The organism is Paenibacillus marinisediminis (assembly GCF_054343325.1).
This window is the reverse complement of record NZ_JBTGUH010000009.1, coordinates 1-19437: the sequence shown is the minus strand read 5'-3', so window position 1 is coordinate 19437 and position 19437 is coordinate 1. Positions and strand designations below refer to the sequence as shown.

The following is a 19437-nucleotide window of genomic DNA, read 5'->3' as shown; positions in this document are numbered from 1 at the left end:
GTCGGGGGATGTTGAATATTATGAACACTTGCTTAAAACTCGCAATAACTAGAATCGGTGATTTGTTGTTGCGCGATAAAATCACGCAAGATAATAACGGAAATACTATTACTGACATAGATTTGCTGATACCTGATTATCAGCGACCCTATAAATGGACAGGAAAAAATGTAATTCAGTTGTTAGACGATATTGTTGATGCCAAAATCGAAAACAAGGAAACCTACCGGGTAGGAACACTCATACTCCACCAAGAGGGAGAAGCGTATAACATCGTTGACGGGCAACAGCGAACCATTACTTTTTCGTTGTTGCTGAAGGCACTTGGGGCTGAAACGATAACGTTTTTAGAACAGCCACTCGCTAATAATCCATTTAACATTCGTAACATCCCAAACAACTACCGTATACTGGATAGGCGTGTAAATAATATCATCGACGACAGGGACAGAAGAGAATTGCTTGATTACATTGAGAACAACTGTGAACTCATCGTTGTAATCACAGAAGATTTGTCCGAGGCCTTCCAGTTCTTTGACTCGCAAAATGCGCGCGGTAAAAAGCTATATCCCCATGATTTACTTAAAGCGTATCATCTTCGTGAGATGAACGATTTGGATCCTACAGAAACAGAGAAGGTTGTAAAGGCTTGGGAGGATTTAGACCAAAAAAAACTGTCGGCGCTATTCAGTGATTATCTTTATCGCGTTAAAGAATGGACAAGAGGCAATAAAGCTCGGGAACTCACCGAGCATAATATACATAAATTCAAGGGCATCACCCGGCAAGATAATTTCCCTTACGCTCAATTCTACAAAGGGGCATTTGCTTATGCCGATACGGTCAATCATTCCGCAATACCTTTTGTTTCTGGTATACGGAATCTTAAGCCGTTTCAGTTAGACACGCCTATTGTGGCAGGTAAGCCGTTCTTTGATTATGCAAAGCACTACTTTGAAATCCTTAAAGATATTCAGAACAACGACAAATATGAGGGATATTACATTAAGGACAACGATATCGTGAAAACACTCAATTTGCGGATATACAAGAACGGAATCGGTAACCGAATCACACGTTTGCTATTCGACACTGCCATCTTGCTCTATGTTGACAGATTCTGTCCCGAACGACCTACAAAAGCAGACTTGGAAATGGTAAGCCAGTTTGTGGTGTTTGCTTTCGTCTGGGCTTATTCGCTCAGAGCGCAGTATTATAATGTCGGTTGGCTGACTGCACAAAACTTCATCATGGGGAACGATATCACTAACTCTTTCAATATATACAAAATCATCACCGAGTCGGATTCACCGATTTCGCTATTAAGCACACTTTCCGAAAGGGTTAATCCGTTGCTGATTGACAGCATAGCTGAAAATAAAGTTAACAAAAGAGATAATTTTGATGAGATAGATGCAGATGGAATTTATCAAAATTACCTTCACTATTTCAAAGAAAATAAGTTTTTGGAGGGAGAAGATGAAAACTAAAACCCTACCGCTCAAAGAAATGTCAATTTCCGAAATTTACAACGGAGACACAGCAACCTATGAAGTGCCGATATACCAAAGGAACTATGCGTGGGAAAAGGACGAAATTTCCGCACTGATTCAGGACGTTTATGATGCGTTTACCGCTAAAAAGCAAACATATTACATCGGGACATTGGTGTCGTTTCATAAGGGCGACCAAGTTTATGAAGTGATAGATGGCCAGCAGAGGTTAACCACGATTAACCTTGTGCTTGGCGCCTTGGGTATTCCTCTTCAAAATAAACTGACTTACCGGGCCCGCAAAAAATCGAACGACACCATCCAAAACCTTCCCGATTTTCAGATTGACGAAAAAGACTATGGAATCGTAAATGGGTATAAATACGCCGAGGATGCTATTGATGAGGTAGTTCCGAAAGCCTGCCAAGATGGATTTAAGATCTATTTCCAAAATAGTGTTCATCTAATTCACTACCAAGTACCGAAGGATATAGACCTAAACCACTACTTTGAGATTATGAATTCCAGAGGGGAGCAACTTGAAAAACACGAGATTATTAAGGCGCGCCTTCTCCAAAAATTAAATAACGCTGACAAAGCGAAATTCAACCGCCTTTGGGAATATTGTAGTGAGATGAATGTTTATATTCAGCAAAAGTACAGCAGCGACAGGAAAAGCGCGGAACAAATTTTCGGGAAGTCTCTTGGCGATTTTGGTTATGTTATGGATTTTGATGCTTTGCCGGGTGTAGAGGACAAAACCAATACGCTGAAAATTAGCGAACTTATCAATTATAAAGGCTTGGACAACTGGCAGGAAGAGGAGGATAAAATCGATACGTTTCAGCCGATTATGGATTATTCAAACTTCTTGCTTATTGTGTTGAAGCTCACACGCATGGAAGAAAGTGAATTTGATCCTGTAAGTTTTAATCTCGATGACAAAGAATTGATTCATGAATTTGATAAGGTAAAAGTTGATACAGGGTTTGTCAAGAGGTTCGGTTTCAACTTGCTGATGGCAAAATATCTGTTGGACAACTATATCGTGCATCATTCAAATGAAGATGACACTATTGAGAACAATCCTTGGAAGCTGCAATATTGGCAGAAAGAGGGGAAAAAAGGATATCTGAAAAATCTTGATGGCGAAAGCGATATCCAGCATAAATTGGTGCAACTGCTTTCTATGTTCGAAGTATCATTTACGGCGAGGCAAAGGAAGAATTACCTCTTCTACTGCTTGCTTTACCTTTTCCATTCTGAGGACTGGGATATTGGCAAGTATTACGAATTCTTATTGGGACTGGCGGATAAATACATCAAAGATGTATATTTGGTGGCGGATAACCTTAACGAAATAAATACGCCGAAACCCGGCAGTTTTGACAGCACCATTCTTTGCAAAAACGAACTTGATATTACGCCTCACAATGACAGTTTTGATTTTGCCGCTATCTATGGAGACGGCACGATAATGTCAAAGGGAATTCCTTTGTTCGTTTTCAACTATCTTGACTATAAACTGTGGGAGAAATATGCTAATGAGTTCCGCGGCAAGAAAACAAAAGAAGGTAGTAAAGAACGGACTGAATTTTTCACTGTACTCGGATGTGCTGATTTTGGGCTGAAAGCTTTTGAGCAGTTTTATTTTTCGAGAACGCGCAGAAGTTTAGAGCATTACTATCCACAAGCCAATGCAAACGGTGAAAGCGGTGCACCTAATGAAGATCAAATAAACTGCTTAGGTAATTATGCCATGATAGGCAGCGAGACGAACAGTTCCGGTTCGAACTGGAGCCCAAAAACCAAACTCGATCACTATTTAGATGCTTCCGGAAAGATTAAGCTGGTCAGTGTCGCATCGATTAAGTTTATGATCATGATGCAGAAATGCAAAGACAACCAAAAAGTCAGAGCTGCTGGTCAGGAATGGGAATTTGAAGACATAGAAGCACACCAAGAAAGAATGTTAGAATTGATGCTTGGCGAAGAGAATAAGTCGATAGCGATATGACCCGACAAGACTTTATCGACATCTTCCTCACATTTCCTGACGCCTATGAGGATTATCCGTTTACTGGACATATTGCCGCTGACGTATAGAATACATGCAACGGCGCGATCGCATTGTCCACGTCGGAAAAACGTAAAATTACACTCCAGATATCAAGCTGATCCTATCGTTCCATTCACAATATGAAAAACATCCAGACTGACTACTCAACCTATAAATGTGGACATATTCCCGTGGACGTATAAATCACATAAAACGGCGCGATCGTATTGTCCGTGTCGGAAAAGTGCAAAAACACACTCCAGACATCCACATGATCCTATCGTTCCATTGGGAGGCTGTGGCTTTGTTGGTGTGGGATGGTACAGTGTGCTGATAGGGCAGTAGTGGAGCGGGTTTGGAGAGTAGTACAGATTTGTTTTAGACTTTTGTTTCCGTTTACGTAGCCCTTGATATTATTTACATATCGTATTTTGTTGACGGCTTGTTGACGAACGTCGTCAACAAGCAATCAAACGCAAACAAAACGAACAATACTCTATGTTTAAAACCCTTATAGATCAAGGGTTTTAAACAACTAACACACAATCCTTCCAACCCCCACATGTTCCCGCATACGGTGCATGTGTAGTATGTTGCAGTAAGTTTTGAGAGTCATATAATAACTAAATACTCCTCTACGATTCAAAATGAAGTTATTAAGAGTCAACAAGTGGATTGAATACAAAAGGTTCTTGGCATTCACAACGAGTAACTCTTCTGATTACAATTGTTCGTTCTAAGAGTTGATTCTATTTCCCTTTAATTGAACAGTATGACGAAAGAGCTTGAGGCTGAAAGGATATACCTATTCCCTCAGGTTTTTCGTATTATATACGAATCTGTAGCTGAACTAATGCTGGAAAGATGAATTCACAGACCAATTACAGTGATCATCTAATTATTCCTACAGACAATCAGATTCTACCTTCCATTTAGTCACAATCGAGATAATACATCCTCTAGCAAAGATCACCAGAGAAAGCTATACTTACATGAAGGACTATTCAAGTAAATACATATATGAGGAGAAGAGGACAACAGTGATGAACAACTTCAAGGATACAACGAAGATGCAATACGACATATTTCCCACCCCTCAGGAGATGACCTATCTCGCAGGACAATCTAAGATGACAGACCACGTTAATGTTATCGTGTCAGCAGAACTGAAAGCGGCTACATTGCCGCTGCTGCTGGATACGCTGACAACGCACGGATTCACATATACGGTGTCGGAACAAGAGGTACCGAGCCAGAGCAACATATACCTCTGCAATGAGCAGAGTTCGGAGCTTCAAGCGATGGCTGCTGCGCATCCTGAACTTGCAACGATGCTGAATCGGACTGAAGGCTATCGCCTCCTTATATATGCTGGCCGTGTAACGATTGTCGGTCATGATCGCGAGGGCATTCATTATGGAGTCGTGACACTCCGCAGCATTCTGCAGCAGTCTAGCGGTCACGTACTCCAGAACTGCGCGATCACGGACTATCCCGAGATTCTATATCGCGGGTACATCGAGGGCTTCTATGGATACCCTTGGAGCCATGAGGATCGCATCGATCTCATGCGCTTCGGCGGTGAGCAGAAGCTGAACACGTACATCTATGCGCCTAAGGACGATCCTTATCATCGCAAGGACTGGCGAGAGCTGTATCCAGCGGATAAGGCGCGGGAGATCGCTGAGCTCGCAGCAGCAGGCCACCAGACCAATATGAACTTCGTGTGGACGATCCATCCGGGCGATTCGATCGATCTGTCGTCTGAGGAAGATGCGAAGTCCGTGATCGTGAAGCTGGAGCAGCTATACAGCTTGGGCGTGCGGCAGTTCGGCATTCTATTCGACGATCTTGTCGGTGTGCCGAACGGAGTCGAGCAGGCTCAATTCATTAATCGCATCGATGCGGAGTTCATCAAGGCTAAGGGGGATATTCGACCGCTAATCACGGTAGGAACACGCTACTGCGAAGCTTGGGGACCGTCGATGCAGCAGTACTTCAAGCCATTTGTGGACACGCTGCATGAAGATGTCGAGGTCATGTGGACAGGCGCGGCGACGATGTCGAACATTGCGAAGGAGCAATTCGAAGCGCCTAGACGCGAGATCCATTCAACGAAGCAATTGTCCGTATGGTGGAACTATCCGGTGAACGATTATTGCGATGCGAAGCTGCTGATGGGCAAGATACGCAATCTGAGCTCCGATCTGGATAACGTGAACGGGTTCTTCGCGAATCCGATGAATCAGTCGCAAGCCTCTAAGCAGGCGCTGTTCTGCATCGCGGACCATAACTGGAATACCGACGCATACGACACCGATAAGAGCTACTCCGCTTCCTTCAAGGCACTGGCACCAGAAGTGGCCGAGGATCTGGAGATCTTCGCCTCGAACTGCTGCTACGTTCGAGATAACGGCGGTGCGAGCGGTGAGTTCTTGTTCGATGAATCCTGGTATTTGAAGGATGACATAGCCGCCTTAACCGATGCCATGAAGCAGGGGCATGATGTTGCAGCATGCGCCGATCAGCTTCAAGCGCATTTCGTTCGCATGGAGACAGCAGCCGATCATATCGAACAGCAATGTACGAACCAGAATCTGTTGCGCGAGTTGGCGCCGTTCTTGAAGGCGTTCCGGCTCATGGCGCAGGCGGCACAGCGTGTGATTCATGCTGTTCACGCGCAGCGTGCAGGCGATTTGGCTGCTATGGACATGAACAATGAAGCAGCCTTCGAACTTCTAACCTTGATGCAGGAATGTAAGGTTCGTCGTCTAAAGGAGGAGGCTCCGCATGATTTCACCGTTGATGTAGGGACCTTGGTCATGATACCGTTCATCTCGGACATGATCGTGCAGACGGCTGTCGCAGCAGGAACGGAGCAGGCGCTCGTTGTGCCAAGCTATGAGATGAAGAATATCGCTCTGCAATCATTGGGCGTAACGGCAACAGCTTCCCAGTCCATAAGTAAGGATCAGGATGCGGATCAAGTCATTTCAGGCAAGATTAGCAGCGGCAAATGGTGTTCATCCGACCACAGACCGTATCTTACGGTCGATCTCCAGCAGCCTGTCACGGTGAAGCAGTATCGGATCGTGAATTGCGGTCATCCGGAGGCGAGCGAGAGCTGGATGTGGAGTACGAAGCATGTGCAGATCTTGGCTAGTATGGACGGCGAGAACTTCAGCATCGTGGATGAAGTTGCGGATAATCAAGATGATGTAATCAACCGCATTCTGTACGACGAGGTAACGGCGCGCTACTTCCGTTTGCAGGTGATGGAGCCTTCACAGATGAGCATGAATGGCGGCGGACATACGCGGATCTATGCATTTGAGTTATTTGATGATGCTTATCCTGATCATTCTGCTAAGGTGCTGACCTCCGACATGGTGATTAGTGCTTCAGGTGATGTCACGATCCGCAATGTGAAGAAGGGGGATGTCGTTTCCCTATTCCATACGCTGGATGATCAGATACCATATGCGACAACTGAAGTAGAAGAGGATCATATGAACGAGGTTACGATAGAAGGGGCGGCGCTTCGAGCCAACAATGGCCGAATATTTGTGGAGAGAACGTCTCGCCATTATTTGCCGAGTGTGAGAACGTCTAAGAGCATAGCGAGATAATCTCGAAACTGCATTATATTTTATAGTAGAATCACTATGTGTTCATGCGAATGAATCGTAGTGATTCTTTTGTGAGCACTAGGGTACAATATCAGCTTGAGGTGAGCCGCATGAATATTCAGCAGATAGCCGATTACATGGAGAACAGCCCTGAACTCTATCGCATACTGAAGCACTGCCCTTATGAGATACTGCGGCAATGGAAGCTTATGCGGTACAAGAAGGGATCGATGATATTTCAGCAGGATGAGGTGTATGATCGATTCGGCATCTTGGTAGAGGGTCTCGCAGACATTAACGTGATCGGGGAAAATGGCAAGAAATACTCGCAAGCTACTTACGCGGCAGGGGATATGATCGGCGAGATCGAGATCCATGATCTCATTCCATTTATCAGCAACGTTGAGTCTGTCACTGATGTCGTGATGCTGAGCCTGCATCGTGATGATTTCCTAAAGTGGATCCAGCTGGACAGCAACTTTAATCAATATTTTATTCGCCGCGTGTTGTATTACAATTACACGATCTCGAAACGTGAGGGGACTAACATTCTGTATCCCCTTCACCACCGGGTATGTACTTATCTGCTGCGCTGCGCTCAACACGGGGTCCGGCATCCCGACGGAATAGCCATTGAGATCAATAAGCAGGAGTGGAGCCAGCAATTTGCCGTTACACAGCGGAGCATTAACCGAATCCTCTTCAAGCTACGAGAAGAAGGGATCATTGATATCCAGAAGCAGCAATTACTCATTCGAGACTTGGGCAGATTGCAGCAGGAAGCTAAGCTAGAGGGTTAACGGAGTTCGGCGAAATACGATGCACGGAGGAGGTCGGGACAATTGTCCTGCTTAGTTTATGAAAACGCTGTCAAATTATGCGGAATTCGTGTCGTTATCGGACTTTCGTCCTGTAAATCTCTCAGCCTGCTCCGCTATACTTAGAGTATGAAAGGCGAGGGCATCAGCGCTGGAAATGGTAAAATGTAAGCCTTATCATATCTAGTACAACTCGGATCATCCCAAGCCATCACCATGATACCAATTACTCAACACGAAAAAGGGGTGCTGCTTCTTATGATCAAACATCCGCTATTTGTCATCATCGCCAGCGTCATCTGTCTTGTAGCTGGTCTCTATCTCAACTCTTCTTACATTGAGATCTTCGCATCGGTCGTAGGTGTTATTAACGTCTGGCTGATCGCGCGGCAAAAGGTCATTAATTTCTTGTTTGGAGCGATCGCTGTTATCTGCTTCATGTACATTTACTTCACGACCGGGTTATACGCCATGACGATTCTGGCTGTGCTGCAGCTGTGGTTTAATATCTACGGTTGGTACTACTGGAACAAGACGAAAGGCGCAGATGACAATACGCCGATTACGCGCTTAACACCAAAGCTTGTATTGATCTGGTCGATTGTGATCCTTGCGGCTACTGCGGTATGGTCGATCGTGCAGATTCAATTCACGGATGCGAGCAGCCCGTATCTAGATGCATTCATCGCGGTCGTCGGACTTGTGGCACAGTACTTCTTGAGCAAGAAAATATTGGAGAACTGGCACATGTGGATACTCATGAACGTCATTATGGTTGTCGTGTACTTCATATCAGGTCTATACGTTATGATCCTGCTGACGCTCATTAACACATTTATCTGCTTCGACGGTCTATTCGAATGGAAGCGCGATTACAACGCTGCTAGAAATAATTAAACTGTCACAGAATAAGGAGGAGATCCTATGAGTTTTCATATCGAAGCTGCACCAGGGGCCATTGCCGACACGGTACTCCTGCCAGGAGATCCGCGACGCGCGAAGTATATCGCGGAAACGTATCTTGAAGATGCGGTGTGTTATAATCATATTCGCAACATCTGGGGATACACCGGAACTTACAAAGGCAAACGCATCTCTGTACAGGGTACCGGAATGGGAATGCCGTCCATGTCCATTTATGCGACAGAGCTGATTCAAGATTACGGAGCGAAGCACGTCATCCGTGTAGGCTCCAGCGGGTCATTGCACCCGGACGTGAAGCAGATGGACATCGTACTCGCCATGGGGGCGTGCACGAACTCGAGCTTGTACTCGCATATTTTCCGTCAATATGCGTATGCGCCGCTCGCTGACTTCAACTTGCTTAAGACCGCATATGATCTTGGCGTTAAGCTGGACAAGCCTGTGCGTGCGGGACTGGTATGCACGGACGATCACTTCTACGACAGCGATGAAGAGATGCAGCATGTGCTGGCGAAGCATCAGGTGCTTGCACAGGATAACGAGACAGCCGCCTTATATACGGTTGCTGCGCGTTATAATGCGAAGGCGCTGTCCATTCTGACGGTAACCGATCAGATGCTGACGAACGAAACGATCACGCCGGAAGAACGTGAGACGACGCTGAACGATATGATTGAACTCGCGCTAGAAACAGCGCTGCTGTTATAAGTTCGCGTTAGCTGATCGCGAGTGAATAGATTACACCTTAAGAGGGGCTGCTGAAGAAGATAGCAGTCTCTTTTTTTTGCCCATTTGCTCAATTACCCATTCACATTGAAACGGACACAGAAGCCGCTATTTAGGCGAATCATCCGTATTTTTGGAGTTTGGCGGACACAGAGGCCGTTATTTGCTTGGAATTGATGGATTACCTGGTGATTTTGCTCAAATAACGTCTCTACGGTCCGCTAGCATGGCGATTTGACCATTTTAGGTGCAAATAGCGGATCGTGTGTCCGCTTCCTCCCCTCACTATTTTCTCTAGTATCTATTATTTACATCTAGTCCTCTGCTATAATTTTCATATCCTAGATTACTCCTAAATTATGGTACCATCTGCTTGCGAGTTGAAGGGGGGAGAGTATGCCGGACAATAGCGTTCACGATGAGTTCTCGACAAAACAAGCACAAGGAGTATCAAAGAAATCTGTTCGATGGTGGTTTCTATTGCTTGGTGCTATGGTTGCAGGTGCATTTATTATGGTTCAAACGGGAATGATTGCAGGAATTGCTGGAATAGGCGGATCAAGAGAGACGAGCAAGAATCTACCCTCGATCAGCATCGTAATCAATAATCTAGGCATGAGCTTTCCGTACGGTATGGATGAGAACAACAATCCTTATCTGAAATATATAGAGGAAAGAAGCGGAACCAATATTCAGGTTACCATCCTTCCACCAGAAGTATATAAGGAGAAGCTTGATGTCATTATGTCATCCGGCAAGCTTCCCGATATGCTTCATACCTATGAATCGGTATGGTTCGACAACTATGCGAAGCAAGGGGCGCTCATGCCGCTTGACGACTGGATTGATCAATACGGTCCGCATCTGAAGGAGAAGATTCCGAAGGAAGCGTGGGATCGGGTACGTTACGGAGGCAAAATATACGCGGTGCCGAGCTTGAATGAGGTCAGTGGTACTGAGCTTATGTATGCGAGAAAGGATTGGCTCGATCGTCTGGGCTTAAAGCCTCCTGTTACGATTGAGGAGTACTATGAGGTCATTAAGGCCTTCACGCTGGACGATCCCGACGGCAACGGCTTGAACGATACGATCGGACTTACATTAACATCAGAAATGGGGCGCTCTGCGCCGTTCTTCGGCGCCTTCGGAACGCAGCTGGATAGCTGGTTTGAACGAGACGGACAACTGGTTAACGGCAGCATCATGCCGGAGACGAAGCAAGCCTTGGCCTATCTAGCTCGTTTATATCAGGAGGGGCTGCTGGATCGCGAGTTCCCCTTGAATCTACACAATAATCTATATGAGAAGATTGAGAATGGAACGGTGGGGCTGTTCTCAGCCACCTGGTACGATACGCGCGGCCCGATCGCCGCGAATAAGAAGAAGGATCCGAACGCGGAATGGATAGCGCTAGAATATCCGACTGGTCCTAATGGACAGAAGGGCGTTTACAATCAGGATATCATTCGCGGCTACAACGTGATTCCAGTTGATTCGAAGCACCCCGAGCAAGTGATTCGAATGCTGGACTTTATAGCTCAGGATTACAAGAATTTGAAGCTAGGCTTTGAACATGAGATCTGGTCGATGCAGAACGGTCGCATGGTGACTAACTTTGAGATGCATGACAAGCATCTATACAGAGGAATCTATCAATCTCTCGTTGATGTGCCCGACGAGGAACTATTTAAGCAGAGGCTTGATTCACTCGGGGACTTCAATCTTTACGACAATCTGCAGAAGATAAACAGCAATCTCATCAAGAATCAGTTCTACGGAGTTCCGACTCCTGCGATGAGCAAATACGACAAGCAGCTGCGAGATCTAGAGCACGATACGCTGATTCGAATCATTATGGGACTCGAGCCGCTCGATGTCTTTGATCGCTATGTAGAGGAGTGGAAGCAGAAGGGCGGGGGCAAGATTACGAAGGAAGTAAACGATTGGTACAGGAATCGAGCCAGCAGCGGATCGGAAGGTGTACCAAGTGAGTAATCTAATCTATTGGATGAAGGAACGGTATTCACGCAATATTCAGACTAAGCTCACCAGTTACTTCTTGCTCATCTTGCTGCCGCTTGTGGTCGTTAGTTTATTTGCGATCGAGCGCTCTCGCGATATCTTGTATGAGCAGGCGGTTGAACGGACCGAGGTAGCGTTGTCTTCAGCCATGAACTACATTGATCTGGCATTGCAAAATGTGGAGGAGATCTCGACGCTGATCGCAGCCGATACGAGTATCCTGAAGCTGTTGGATGGGAACAGCGCTGATCTAGCGCCGGAAACGATCGTCAACTTCTCGCTCATTATCGAGCAGTTGTCTAGCTTGAAGTCTGTAAACCGTTTCGTGTCGCAGATTGCCATCTATCATCAGGCCTCCAACATGGTCATATCCACTAACTTCGGCGGACGGAAATTAAAGTCGGAGCCGCTGCAGGAATGGATGGTCGAGACTGCTCGCGCGAATGGGACAGGGATCAGCTATATCCTGCCAGATGCGCTGGTTGCCAAAGATATAACATTCGGCAGCATGGTAGGCACCGACAGCATGTCGCTGGTTCGTTCGATGGACCTGTATAACACGGAGCGAGCTTCGAATCTGCTCATCGTTACCTTTAACAAGAGCAAGCTGCTGAACGTGATCCGCACGCTTCTTCCCTCCGAAACAGCCAGCATATCCTTATATAATGAAAAAGGAGAGCTTGTGGTCGGCACCGGCAGCATAGATGAGACAGCCGAACCGCCGCCAATATCGGATAAGGAGATGGAGGTCTCGGTCGATTCCCCGTACTCCACCTGGCGGCTGACGTTGATCCAGCCGAAGAAGGAGCTGTACGTTGAGACCGACCAATTGCGAATGTTCACGTTTACGATTATCGTGATCAGCATTCTGTTAGCGATCGGAATCTCCTGGATCGTGTACAGCGGAATCGCTTCTCCGGTTCAGAAGCTGACTCGCGGAATGAAGCGGCTCCGAAGCGGGAAGCTGGACTTCCGACTCGAAAATAATCGAAGAGATGAGTTCGGTTATCTGCTCGAATCATTTAATCAGATGGTGCAGCATCAAAAACATTTGATCGAGGATCATTATGAGCAGCAGCTGCGATTAACAACAACCGAGCTGAAGTTTCTTCAGTCGCAGATCAATCCGCATTTTCTATACAACACGTTGGACTCTATCTATTGGACTGCCAAAAACTATGAAGCGGAAGAAATCAGCGAAATGGTCATGAACCTGTCGAAGTTCTTCCGACTCAGCTTGAACAAAGGCAAGGAAGTGTTCACCATCGAAGAAAGCCTCGTTCATCTTCACTATTACATTCGAATCCAGCAACTTCGCTTCTTAGACAGCTTTACGGTCGAATATCGAATAGCGGAAGAAACGAAGCAGATCCCGATTCTCAAGCTGCTGCTGCAGCCCTTGGTCGAGAACGCGATTCTGCACGGTATGGAAGGCAGAGCTTCCGACGGTCGTCTCATCATTTCCAGCTGGATCGAGCATGAGAACATGGTGTGCATCAGTGTGCAGGACAATGGGCAGGGATTGGAAAAAGATAGGCTCCATTATATTCAGAACGAGCTGATGAAGATCGGCTTGCACAGCGTTCCATCTCTAACGCAGGATGAGGGGCATGTGAAGGATTTATTTGGGCTGCGCAACGTATATATTCGAATGAAACTATACTATGGCAAGGAGTCTCATCTAGAGATAGATAGCTTGCTGGAAATTGGTACAACGGTAACCGTCAAGATTCCGCTGGATCGATGCCGCCTGAACAATCCACCTGTTATAGATCAAGAAGAAACGGAAGGGGAACTGCAGCTATGAATTTGATGATTGTAGAAGATGAGCCGCGGCAGCGCAACGCTCTGGCTCATAACATTCCCTGGGACAAGCATGGAATCGAAGTCGTTGGACTCGCGTCAAATGGGCTTGAAGCCTTGCGGCTGGTCGAGCGCAAGAAGCCGGATATTATGCTGATCGACGTGCAGATGCCGGATATGGATGGGCTAACTTTGATTCGCAAGCTTAGTGAGCAGAAGGGTGTAAGGGCTTCCATGAAGATCATCATTTTGAGCGGTCATGACAACTTTGCCTTTGCGCAGGAGGCGATGAAGCATGGAGTATCCAAGTACCTGCTTAAGCCTGCTGGAGAAGAGGAAGTGTTGGAAGCGATTCTGGATGCGAGACAGCAGCTTCGGGAAGAGCTCGACCAGTGGCAATCCAAGGCGGCGCTTGAACAGAAGTGGAAGGACCATCTGCCTCATCTGCAGCATAGCTTCTTCTACAATTGGGTGAACGATAAGTATACAGTCTGGGAGGTACTGAAGAAGAGCAAGGACCTATATATCGATCTGCGAGAAGATGATCAATTCGGAATATCCGTTGTCGATCTTGATCCGATTCCAGATCACGAGACTCGATTCGGCTCGAATGATAGAGCCCTCTTGCAATTTACGATCCAATGCATTGCAAATGAACTGTTAACTCCGCCTTCCTGCTGGGTATGCACTGATTCGAAGAACGACCTGCTGCTTGTGTTTCAGGTACAGGAAGGGCAAGATCCAAATGACGCGATGCTCCATATCAATGCTTCAATCGTTAAGCTGCTCTCTCATATAAGAGAGGTGCTGAAGCTAACGGCGAGCGCGGGAATCTGCGCAGCGGTCGGCGGCATAGGAGAGATCAATCAGCTGTACTCGCAGGCGTGCAGCGCTCTGCAGGAGCGGATCCTATACGGACATGACATCGCTATTCCTTATCGCAAGGAGCTAAAGCAAGGCAAGCAAGGACTGCTCACTCAGTCGCATCTGGAGAAGACTCTGGAGATCGCGTTAGAGACTGCCGACGAGAGCAAGGCGCTGCAAGCATTATTCGAGATATGGGAGGAAGGCACCAGCAGATCGGAATCAGCAGATGAAGTGCATGAAGCTGTTCTATACTTGAGCAGCCTGTTCGTGCGCATCATTCAGAAGCAGGGGTGGAGGGTTAGCAGCGTCGTAGCGGATGACATCGTTTATTTTCAAAATGTGAAGCTGTTGAACTCGAAGGAACAGACGCGGTCGTGGCTGACGCGAACGGTTAAGCACATTATAGGCTTCATGCAGAACCAGCGGCGAACTGCCAGCAATCAGCTGGTGAAGGAGATTCTGACGATATTGGATCAGGAAATGGATCAAGATATTACGCTCCATAACGTCGCGGATCGCTTATATGTGAACTCCTCGTATCTGAGCCGATTGTTCAAGCAGGAGATGGGAGTTGCCTTCTCCGCCTATGTCCTAGAACGCAAGATGGAGCGGGCGAAGGAGATCCTTCAGGAAGGACTGAAGGTGTACGATGCAGCTCGGTTGGTCGGGTATCGTGATGTCAGCTATTTTACAAAGGTGTTTCGAAAATATTGGGGAGTTAACCCCGGCGAAGTCAAACCTTAATAGATAGAAGAGGGGCCTGAATGTTGTCTGATTGGACGCGTTCGGGCCTTTTTGCGCTTGTTGCAGGATGAATCCCGCAAAGAGAACATCAAACTACCAAAAATAGTAATGAGTCTCTCCTACTCAGAAATAGGCGTTGATTTTACAATTTATTGTAACGGAAATGTAAATCATGCCTAGAGGGGGAAGCCTATGAGACCTATGCTCGATAAGCTGCCAGCGCCCAATACACGACGAAGTTATATGGGTCGGCTATGGTCGGATATATGGAGAGAGTGGGAGCTGTATGCGCTGCTCGTCCCGGGATTATTGTTCTTATTGATATTTAAGTACACTCCGATGTACGGCATCATTATCGCATTCAAGGATTTTAATATATTCTCTGGCTTTGCTGACAGTCCTTGGGTTGGGCTGAAGCACTTCGAGAGGCTGTTCACCTCTCCAGACTTCTCGGTTGTGCTCATGAACACGATCATTATCAGCTTGCTGAAGATATGCATTCTGTTTCCGCTGCCGATCTTTATCGCAATTATGCTGAATGAGATGAAGAATATGATCTTCAAGCGTTCGATCCAGACGATCATCTATCTTCCACACTTTCTATCATGGGTCATCGTCAGTGGACTGTTCATTGACCTCCTGTCTACTAACGGCGGTCTCGTGAACAAGCTGCTCATCGCGTTGAATATGGAGCCGATCGCGTTCTTTCTCGACAACGATGTGTTCCGCGGCCTCCTCGTGACTTCTGCGGGTTGGAAAGAGACAGGCTGGAGCACCATCGTATACCTGGCCGCCTTCACGACGATTGATCCGCAGCTGTATGAAGCTGCTAAGATCGACGGCGCGGGCAAGTTGAAGCAGCTGCTTCATGTGACGCTGCCTGGTATCGCGCCGATTATCGTTCTGATGTTCATATTAAGGCTCGGCAATATCATGGAAGCCGGCACGGAACAGATTCTGGTCATGTACAACCCCGTTGTGTACAAGACATCCGACGTTATTGGCTCCTATGTCTATCGAATGGGGTTAGGCAGTCAAGACTACAGTTTTACTACAGCGGTAGGGCTGTTTGAATCGGTCATATCGTTCACGCTTATTATTACGGGCAATGCGTTAAGCCGCAAGTACCTGCAGCGGGGGATCTGGTGATGGAAGGGGAGCAGACAATGGCGGATCAACATGCTATGAGCAGCGGTCGAACAGATCGCTCGAAGCGAGGCATCAAGACCTCATTTAGCGAAAAGTGCTTTGCAGTATTCAACTATATATTCTTTACTCTGATGGGAATTACCACCTTGCTGCCCTTCGTCAATCTCATCGCCAAGTCCTTCAGTAGTGAGGAGGCGGTTATCTCCGGGAATGTTGGTTTGCTCCCGGTAGGATTCCAATGGGGGACTTACGAGTACGTGCTGCAGAACTCGATGTTCCTGAACTCATTCAAGACATCGGTGCTGTTAACGGTCGTCGGTACGTCGCTAAGCTTGTTTATGACTACTATCTCGGCTTATCCATTGTCGAAGATCAGGCTTCGCGGGAGGAAATGGCTGCTGCTTATCTTCATGTTCACAATGGTATTTAGCGGCGGGTTGATTCCAACCTATCTGCTTATGCACAACTTGGATCTCATCAATACGTTACCGGTACTGTTCCTGCCCGCGATGGTCAATGTATTCAACATGCTGATCATCAAAAATTACTTTGAAGGCTTGCCGGATGCGCTTGAGGAATCCGCGAAGCTGGATGGTGCGGGAAACATTCGGATCTTGATCTATATCGTACTGCCGCTTTCACTACCGGTGCTCGCTACGATCGCATTATTCTTCGCGGTGGCGTTTTGGAACGACTATTTTGCCGCGATGATCTATATTACCTCTCCTGAATTGAAGCCGCTGCAGTTGTATTTAAAGGAGCTATTTGTATCTTCCAGCGGAGAGTTCTTGAAGACCAATGTGGATGCAGCGCTGAATGTCACGCCGCAGTCCATACAGGCATCCTCTATCCTGCTCGCTACCATTCCAATCCTGCTGGTATACCCGTTTCTGCAAAAGTATTTTGTAAAGGGTGTGCTGGTTGGGTCGGTCAAAGGTTAATTCTGTTCGCGCAAAGGATGGTGATGCTGCCGACTAAGGCCGATGTGTTTGTGCATGTGAATGTGCAGGTATAGAAGACTATCATTCCAAGGAGGTCAGATCATGAAGAAGAAATATGCATGGATTTCCGCTATTCTCGTATTTACCTTAGCTGTCTCTGGGTGCGGTGGCGGTTCGACAAAAGGCTCGGGAGGCGACTCCGCTAAGGGTGGAGACTCCAAGTCAGAGCTCACGATGCTCATGCAGTATAACTTGTTTGATCCAAACACAGAATTTCCGGGGAAATATATAAGTGAGAAGACCGGGTACCAGGTTAAATATGAGATGCTCCCAGCGGAAAATCCGGATGAGAAGCTGAACCTGCTCGTAGCGAATAAAGAAAAAATTGATATTATGAAGCTGAATGCCGCGCAATTCTATAGTCTCGCAACAGCGGGTGCTCTGGAGCCTATTGATGATCTGCTTGCAGCACACGGCAACTATATTAATCAAGCGATTAAACCGGAATCTTGGGGAAGTGCGACTATTGACGGTAAGAAGTATGGGATTCCTGAAACGGGAGCAGGCGTTAGCATCGGTGAAGAGCTGGTAGTGCGTCAAGACTGGATGGACGAGCTGGGCTTGCAGATCCCAACGAACACGGATGAGCTGTATAACGTGCTGAAGACAATCAAAGAGAAGAAAAATGTGATCCCTCTTACGGGCGGGAAGGAATCCCTGTACGGTGATATTGCGACAACGTTTGGCGTCTTAACGGACTGGAAAGAGGTAGACGGTAAACTCGTGCATAAGGCTGAGCTGCCGGAAATGAGAGAATTTCTCGCATACATGAATAAGCTGTATAGTGAGGGATTGCTCGATTCGGAAATGCCGATCAACACCGCCGCTAAGGCGATTGAGAAGCTCACGAGCGGTAACGCAGCTATGTATAAGCTTGCTTGGTGGAGCTCAGCGAGCACGATCGCTGCGCTGAACAAGAACTTCCCGGATAATAAGGTAACCATCATACCTTATCTGAAGAACAAGGAAGGGAAAGCGACTGTAGGTGCAGTTGCCAATACCTCTTGGTTCATCGCAATTCCGAAAGCCTCGAAGAATAAAGAAGAAGCGATGAAATTCTTGAACGCGAAGTTGGAGCCAGAAACGTTCAAGGGAATCGCGATTGGTCAGGAAGGCGTTCATCATGAAGTAAAGGATGGCAAGTACTATCCGATTCTTCCTAAGTTCAACGATGATCTGAACAATGCGAGTGCCTTCATAACGGGCGTAGATGAGACGAATTATCCAATCTACTGGCAGGCGCGGGTTCGGAAGGATCCTATTCTGCAATCATACTTTGAGAATTTCCAAAAGAACGCAGAGGGACTCGTTGTGGTCGATCCGATGTCATTAGCACCGCCGATTGATGCCGTCTCAAAGAACACGCTGAAATTGACGAAGCTGCTTGAAGATAACATGCTGAAGTTCATTTCCGGATCCGAGCCGATCTCGAATTATGATAAGTTCTTGGAGCAGTGGAGAGCGGAAGGCGGAGCCGATATGGTGAAGGCGGCTAACGAGTGGTACCAATCGACGAAGTAGGGAATTTGTAGTGAAGTAGATAACATGGGCACAGCTGTTGGAGGGGACTCCGGCAGCTGTGCTTTGTTTGTTGAGCCGGAAGGCCCGGGCGCGAGGGGGTGGGTTAAGTGTAAATGATTGAATCTAAATGTACAGTTTTGAACAAGCAAAAGTGTACATCTTTAAGTTAGCATTTATAGTTTTTCCCCGTTACAGCGGGCGAAGCTTGCTGGTTAGGTGAGATAACTGGGAAAAACCGTGTTACGGGGACGAGGCTGTGTGCGGATGGAGAGGTCGGCGCGCGCAAACAGGTTTTTTCCCCGTTACAGCGGATGGAGACTCGCAGGTTAGGTGAGATAACGGGGAAAAACCGTGTTACAGGTAAGAGGCAATGCAGGGATGGGGAGGCCGGCGCGAGCTAACAGGTTTTTTCCCCGTTACAGCGAGCGAAACTCGCGGGTTAGGTGAGATAACGGGGAAAATGGACCTAGAATAAAAAGTGGACATCTCTTAATATCACACAGATAATGAGTCTATTAAAACAAAGAGGTGTCGGACATGAGTGAAACAAGACAGCGGTACAACGAGACGTTTAAACGTGAAGCAGTAAAGTATGTGCAGGAACAGACGAAGAGCCTGGATGATGTAGCTAATGAATTAAATATCAATCCCGGTACGCTACGCGGCTGGGTGGGGAAGTAC

Annotated in this window: 13 protein-coding genes; all 13 read left to right on the top strand. The window is 46.9% G+C overall.

Translation table 11 applies throughout. The annotated features are described in order from the left end of the window. The first annotated feature begins 20 nt into the window (after nt 1–20). Nucleotides 21–1490, top strand: a complete 1470-nt coding sequence (locus ACXX53_RS17880) for a DUF262 domain-containing protein (protein ID WP_458570045.1) — start codon at nt 21–23, stop codon at nt 1488–1490. After that, a complete protein-coding gene (locus ACXX53_RS17875) occupies nt 1480–3510 on the top strand; it encodes a GmrSD restriction endonuclease domain-containing protein (RefSeq protein WP_458570044.1) in 2031 nt (676 codons plus the stop codon). Before ACXX53_RS17880 ends, ACXX53_RS17875 begins: the two co-directional genes overlap by 11 nt. Before the next feature lie 1085 nt (nt 3511–4595). Continuing rightward, entirely contained in the window at nt 4596–7181 is a 2586-nt protein-coding gene (locus tag ACXX53_RS17870; protein WP_458570043.1) for a beta-N-acetylglucosaminidase domain-containing protein, read from the top strand. 110 nt (nt 7182–7291) lie between these two features. Then, entirely contained in the window at nt 7292–7981 is a 690-nt protein-coding gene (locus ACXX53_RS17865; RefSeq protein ID WP_458570042.1) for a Crp/Fnr family transcriptional regulator, read from the top strand. Between the two features lie 276 nt (nt 7982–8257). Next, nucleotides 8258–8896, top strand: coding sequence for a nicotinamide riboside transporter PnuC (pnuC, locus tag ACXX53_RS17860; RefSeq protein WP_458570041.1), 639 nt, complete (start codon nt 8258–8260; stop codon nt 8894–8896). 27 nt (nt 8897–8923) lie between these two features. Further along, a complete protein-coding gene (gene deoD / locus ACXX53_RS17855) occupies nt 8924–9631 on the top strand; it encodes a purine-nucleoside phosphorylase (protein WP_458570040.1) in 708 nt (235 codons plus the stop codon). A gap of 414 nt (nt 9632–10045) precedes the next feature. Next, entirely contained in the window at nt 10046–11644 is a 1599-nt protein-coding gene (locus ACXX53_RS17850; RefSeq protein WP_458570039.1) for an extracellular solute-binding protein, read from the top strand. After that, nucleotides 11637–13478 carry a cache domain-containing sensor histidine kinase gene (locus ACXX53_RS17845; protein WP_458570038.1) on the top strand — a complete coding sequence of 614 codons (1842 nt, stop codon included), beginning with the start codon at nt 11637–11639 and terminating at the stop codon, nt 13476–13478. Before ACXX53_RS17850 ends, ACXX53_RS17845 begins: the two co-directional genes overlap by 8 nt. Then, complete coding sequence (locus tag ACXX53_RS17840) at nt 13475–15085, top strand: response regulator transcription factor (protein ID WP_458570037.1); 1611 nt, start codon at nt 13475–13477, stop codon at nt 15083–15085. The genes ACXX53_RS17845 and ACXX53_RS17840 overlap by 4 nt, the downstream gene beginning before the upstream one ends. A 192-nt stretch (nt 15086–15277) precedes the next feature. After that, nucleotides 15278–16234, top strand: coding sequence for an ABC transporter permease (locus ACXX53_RS17835; RefSeq protein WP_458570036.1), 957 nt, complete (start codon nt 15278–15280; stop codon nt 16232–16234). A gap of 17 nt (nt 16235–16251) precedes the next feature. Next, entirely contained in the window at nt 16252–17175 is a 924-nt protein-coding gene (locus ACXX53_RS17830) for a carbohydrate ABC transporter permease (RefSeq protein WP_458570035.1), read from the top strand. A 102-nt stretch (nt 17176–17277) separates the two neighbouring features. Beyond that, a complete protein-coding gene (locus ACXX53_RS17825) occupies nt 17278–18756 on the top strand; it encodes an extracellular solute-binding protein (protein WP_458570034.1) in 1479 nt (492 codons plus the stop codon). A 537-nt stretch (nt 18757–19293) separates the two neighbouring features. Continuing rightward, nucleotides 19294–19437 (top strand): transposase (locus ACXX53_RS17820; RefSeq protein WP_458567635.1); only part of this gene is annotated, 144 nt, incomplete at its 3' end.